Below are 5,287 nucleotides of genomic sequence, written 5' to 3'. Positions count from 1 at the left end.
CGCCGGCGCCGCACCGGCAGCCGGCGTCGCGGCGGGCGCGGGCAGCAGCTTGGCGTCGAGTGCTCGCACCTCGGCGAACTCCGCGTCGGCTTCGGTCGCGCGAGCCGGCTCCGTTGCCAGCAGATTCGCCAGCGCCAGGTGGGCCTTTGCGTCCTTAGGGCTGAGTCCGATTGCGGTGCGGATTTGATCTTCCGCCTCGGCGGTCTTGCCTTCCTTTCCGAGCACCTCGCCCAGATCGAGATGGTAGTTGGGCCGGTCCGGCTCCAGCGCTACCGCGGCGCGGTACTGGTTTTCGGCCAGTCCGCGCTGGTTCTGATTGCTATAGAGGCTGCCGAGCGCGACATGGGTCGCCGCGTTTTTAGGATCGATCTCGAGGACCTTCATGAATTCAACTTGCGCGTCGGCCGGCTTGTGCTCGAATACGTACAGATTTCCGAGCGCGATATGGGTGCGCGGATCGTTTGGCGCGACCTTCACCGCCTCCTGGTAAGCCTGTTCCGCGTCGGCGAGCTTGGTCGCCTGCATATCCGTGTCGCCCTCGGCAAGAAAATCCTCCGCGGTTTTGTGATGGCATCCCGCCCCGATCAGGATCATCGCGCCGGCCACGATCGTCGCCCCGGTCCAGGTGAGTAAGCTTCGGTTCCTGTTCATCGCTGAGGTTCCTCCAAGACAAGCGCGCCTTCCGATTGTACACTGATTGGACCAGCGACGGGGAAAATCTACCCATTAATAATGTTGAAGGGAGCACGGAAACACTGTCAAGCACTCCAGCGCCCGTCGCGATTCCCGTTGGATGCGCGAGCCGGTTAGGTTATAAGGATACGCCGTGCGCTTTATTCTGATCGCAGCCAAGCAACTCGAATTCGCCAAGACCCGGCTCGCGCCGGTGCTGCCACCCGGCGAGCGCCGTGCGTTGGCCGAAGCGATGTTTCGCGACGTGCTGGCGGCCTCGCTCGGCGCCGCCGTCGCCGACCACGTCGCCGTGGTGACGTCGGACCCGGGCCTGCTCGCGCTGGCGCGCGCTGCCGGTGCGCTCACCATCGACGAGGAATTTCCGCGCGGGCTCAACGCCGCCGTCGGACTTGCCACCTCCGCGCTGATTGCCGATGGTGCGCGAACAGTTTGCACGGTGCTGTCCGACATCCCATTGATCGCGGCCGAAGATATAGACGCAGTGTTTGCCGCGATGCCCCCCGAACGCGGCGTGGTGCTGGTTCCCTCGCGGGACTTCTCCGGCACCAACATCATTTGCCGCTCACCCGCCGGCGCCGTGCCCACTCGATTCGGTCGAATGAGCCTGGTGCGGCATCTGGACGATTGCCGCAGCTCCGGCGTTGCGGCTAAAGTGCTGCGGCTTGCGCGGCCCGCGCTGGACCTCGACGTGATCGCGGACCTCGCCGAGTTCGAGCGCGCCGGGTCCGGCACGCATACTCAAAACCAGTTGGCCCGGCTCGGGATTGCGCGTCACTAAAAATTGAAAAACGGACTGATGGCGATCGTGGAAATGACTGGGCGGCTTGGCGCGCTGGTGATTGACGGCGTTATCCGCCTCGGCGCGTTCGTGCTTTTTTTGCTGACCGCAATGCTTTATGTCCTCATCCCGCCGTTCAAGCCGCGGCTGTGGATTCGGCAGATACGCATCATCGGCGCCGACTCGTTGTTTCTCGTCATTCTAATCGGCGGCTTCACCGGGATGGTGCTGGGTCTGCAGGGCTACAACACGCTGCGCCGCTTCGGCTCCGACGGCGCGCTGGGCACGGTCGTCGCCCTGGTTCTGGTGCGTGAGCTTGGACCCGTTCTGGCCGCGCTGATGATCGCGGCGCGCGCCGGTTCCGCGATGGCGGCGGAGCTCGGCTCGATGCAATCCACCGAACAGATCGACGCGCTCACCGTGATGGCGATCAACCCGGTCCAGTACCTGGTCTCGCCGCGCGTGCTCGCAGGCGTGATCAGTTTCCCCTTGCTGACCTCGGTCTTCGACGTGGTGGGAATCTTCGGCGGCTACATGGTCGGCGTCGGTTTGATGGGCGCGCCGTCGGGTGCGTACTTCAACGGTATCGCCGCCAACATGGACGGCCACGACATCATGACCGGCATCTACAAGGCCCTGGTCTTCGGCGTGGTCGTAACCTGGGTCTGTTGCTACAAGGGATATCACGCCGAACGGATGGCGACCGGGGTCAGCCGCGCCACCACCGAAGCCGTGGTGTTGTCCAGCGCCCTGATTCTTGCGTTCGACTATTTTCTTACGTCTATACTCTTGTGATAACGCGGTAGCGATCGACGATCCATGAGCCAAACTGAAATCAACCATGGCGACGGCAATGCGCAGAACGTTCGCCACCCGGCCAGCGCCGGCAATGCAATCGAAGTGCGCGACCTTCGCCGCCGCTTCGGCCGCCAGCAGGTCCTCGACGGCGTTACGCTCGACTTTCCCGCCGGCCAGATCACGACCATCGTCGGCCCCAGCGGATCCGGCAAGACCGTTCTGCTCAAGCATATCAACCTGCTGCTGCGGCCCGACTCGGGCACGATTGTGATCGACAACGTCGAAGTGACAAAGCTCGGCGCGACCGGCCTGGACGCGGTGCGCGAAAAATTCGGGATGCTCTTTCAGGCCGGCGCACTGTTCGACTCGATGTCGATATTCGACAACGTCGCGTTCCCGCTGGTCGAGAAAACCAGGCTCACTCGCGCCGAGATCGCCGAGCACGTGCATGAAACGCTCAAAGCGGTCGGGCTGGAAGGGATGGAAGCCAAGTTTCCCTCCCAGATGAGCGGCGGGATGCAAAAACGCGCCGCGCTCGCGCGCGCACTGGTGCGGCGCCCGAAAATCCTCATGCTCGACGAGCCGACCACCGGCCTCGATCCGTCGCGGACCGGCGCGATTCACGAACTTATCCGGCGCACGCAGGAGAATTTTCAGCTGACCGCCGTGATGGTCAGTCATGACGTGCCGGCGGTCTTCCAGGTTTCCGACCGCGTCGCTTTTCTCCATAATGGCCGCACTCATCTCAACGGCACGGTGGCCCAGGTGATGGCGGCCGACGACGACGTCTTCAAACGGTTTCTGGCGGGCAAAGCATCCGGCGAGGAGAATGAAACAGCCCTTGCGGGCTGAAACCAAGACCTATGTACGCAACTCGAACCACGCAGCTTATCGTCGGCATTTTCGCGATTCTCGGGATGATCGCGCTGGCGATTTTGTCGCTGTCGCTGGGTAAACTCACCCTGCTGCCCAAGGCCGGGTACACGCTCTACGCAAGTTTCGATAATATCTCGGGATTGAAGCCCGGAGATCAGATTCAGCTCGACGGCGTGCAGATCGGCAAAGTTGTGCAGATCGGGCTCAAGGACATGCGCGCTCGAGTTGCAATGCGAATCGACGACGGCGTGGAGATCGACGCGGACGCGATCGCGGCGGTCAAGACCAGCGGAATAATCGGCGACAAGTATATGTCTATCGCGCTCGGCCCCAGCGACCGTATCCTCAAAGATGGCGACACGATTCGGCAAACCCAGTCGGCGTTTGTGCTCGAGGATGCGATTGGCCAGTTGATCAACAACAGCGGCAGCGGCGGCGACTCTGCGAAGGATAAATCCTCAAACTCGGACAAGGGCCAGAAGCCTGGAAAATCGGAGAAATAATCTGGTGAAATATACGATGACGCCAACTTCCATCCAGCGAATCCTGTCGCGGCGCGCGATCGCGATGCTCGCGCTGACGGCCGCGCTCGTCGTCAGCCTTGCACCGTCGCGCTTTCTGTCGCCCGCCTGGGCCGACGATCCGATGTCCGTCGTTAAGACCACCGTCAACCAGGCGCTGGAGGTGCTCCGCGACAATCAAACTCCGCTGGCCCAGCGCCAGGACAAGCTTCGCCAAATCGTGTCCACAACCTTCGATTTCACCGAGATGGCGAAGTCAGCCCTCGGCTACCATTGGAAGCAGATCACCCCCGATCAGCAGCAGGAGTTCACCAAAGCGTTCGTCGCTTTCATCGAGGATTCTTACTTGAGCAAGGTTAACGACTACCGCGGTCAGAAAGTCGCCTTCCTCAGGGTGACGACCGACGGGCCCCAGTATGCGGAGGTCAACACCGATATTGTGGAGCCGGAGGGCAAGGACCCGATCCATTTGAACTACCGCCTCGTGCAGGAGGGCGCTACCTGGAAAATCTACGATGTGACCGTGGACGCGATCAGCATCATCGCGAATTACCGCAACCAGTTTAATCGCGTGATGAACAATCAGGGCTACGCCACCCTGATTAGCGACTTAAAGAGTAAACAGGCCGCCCTTGCGGCAAGTCTCGCCAACCACTAACAGGTATGGATTCCTTGAGTCTGGAAAGGTACCCTCTTAACGAAGATTTTAGGGCGACACCGCCATGGAGAGGCAAATGACATCTGGTCCGAAACAAATCGAAAGGACAGGCGCGCGCTGGATGATGCTCGCATCGTTCCTGCTCGCGGTCGTTTCGTTTGCGACCCCGGCTCTGAGCCAGGGCGCCGCTCCGATGTCGCAGAGCCCGGCCGCCCAATCGGCGGCCAATCCGTCGACTCAGCCGCCGGGCGAGAACAATCAGGGCGGCTATGCCGATCCGATGTCGGGCTTCAATGAGCCGATGTTCACCTTCAACCTCAAGCTCGACGATTGGGTGCTGCGCCCGGTAGCCAGCGGATACGCCACCATAACGCCGCAGCCAGTGCGTGAGAGCGTGGACAGATTCTTTGACAACGTCCGGGTCATCCCGCGTTTCGCCAACAACCTGCTTCAGCTCAAGCTGGCCGAGGCCGGCGGCGAAGTCGCCCGCTTTGGAATCAACACGACGATCGGATTGGTCGGCTTCTTCGATCCCGCCGACGAATTGTTCGGGCTCAAGAAGCATCCCAATGATTTCGGTCTCACCATTCGCTACTACGACATTCCGACCGGTCCGTACCTGATGCTGCCGTTTTTTGGACCTTCGACGATTGGCGACACGGTCGGCCTGGCCGCCGACGGTGCGATGGATCCGATCAGCTACTTCGTTCCGTTGTGGGTGGCGTTCACGGTGGCCACCGGCGAGGGCGCGGTTGAAGCGGTGAACTATCGCTCGCTGCATCTGAACCAGTTCGAGGAAGCCGATCGCTATGCGATCGATCTCTACGGCGCGGTTCAGGACGCCTACCTGCAGACGCGCGATCATGACGTCAAGAAGCTCCACGAGGAACGGTGGTAAGCTGCTCCGAATTCGTTAGTTAAATCGAAAAGTAATTTGACGATTGGCGCGCTGCGGGACCGAGG

General features: G+C 61.4%; 7 protein-coding genes. 6 read left to right on the top strand and 1 reads right to left on the bottom strand.

Annotated features, from left to right (window positions below; translation table 11 throughout):
• Window positions 1–651: tetratricopeptide repeat protein (locus VIO10_RS12735; RefSeq protein ID WP_331964701.1), on the bottom strand; the 651-nt coding region annotated here is incomplete at its 3' end.
• A gap of 175 nt (window positions 652–826) precedes the next feature.
• On the opposite strand from VIO10_RS12735, the gene cofC reads away from it, so the two are divergent.
• The 6 genes from cofC to VIO10_RS12705 all read left to right on the top strand — a co-directional run bounded on the left by cofC (window position 827) and on the right by VIO10_RS12705 (window position 5,222).
• A complete protein-coding gene (gene cofC, locus VIO10_RS12730; RefSeq protein WP_331964699.1) occupies window positions 827–1,471 on the top strand; it encodes a 2-phospho-L-lactate guanylyltransferase in 645 nt (214 codons plus the stop codon).
• A 3-nt stretch (window positions 1,472–1,474) separates the two neighbouring features.
• Complete coding sequence (locus tag VIO10_RS12725; protein ID WP_331964697.1) at window positions 1,475–2,266, top strand: MlaE family lipid ABC transporter permease subunit; 792 nt, start codon at window positions 1,475–1,477, stop codon at window positions 2,264–2,266.
• A 24-nt stretch (window positions 2,267–2,290) separates the two neighbouring features.
• Window positions 2,291–3,121, top strand: a complete 831-nt coding sequence (locus tag VIO10_RS12720; RefSeq protein WP_331964695.1) for an ABC transporter ATP-binding protein — start codon at window positions 2,291–2,293, stop codon at window positions 3,119–3,121.
• Between the two features lie 11 nt (window positions 3,122–3,132).
• Window positions 3,133–3,648, top strand: a complete 516-nt coding sequence (locus VIO10_RS12715; RefSeq protein ID WP_331964692.1) for an outer membrane lipid asymmetry maintenance protein MlaD — start codon at window positions 3,133–3,135, stop codon at window positions 3,646–3,648.
• Between the two features lie 64 nt (window positions 3,649–3,712).
• Window positions 3,713–4,324: an ABC transporter substrate-binding protein gene (locus VIO10_RS12710; RefSeq protein ID WP_331964690.1), complete on the top strand. Its 612-nt coding sequence runs from the start codon at window positions 3,713–3,715 to the stop codon at window positions 4,322–4,324.
• A 76-nt stretch (window positions 4,325–4,400) separates the two neighbouring features.
• Window positions 4,401–5,222, top strand: coding sequence for a VacJ family lipoprotein (locus VIO10_RS12705; protein ID WP_331964688.1), 822 nt, complete (start codon window positions 4,401–4,403; stop codon window positions 5,220–5,222).
• The last annotated feature ends 65 nt before the right edge of the window (window positions 5,223–5,287 follow it).

Origin of the sequence: Candidatus Binatus sp. (assembly GCF_036567905.1) — a bacterium.
In the GTDB taxonomy this organism is placed as follows: domain Bacteria; phylum Desulfobacterota; class Binatia; order Binatales; family Binataceae; genus Binatus.
This window is presented reverse-complemented; position numbering and strand designations above follow the sequence as displayed.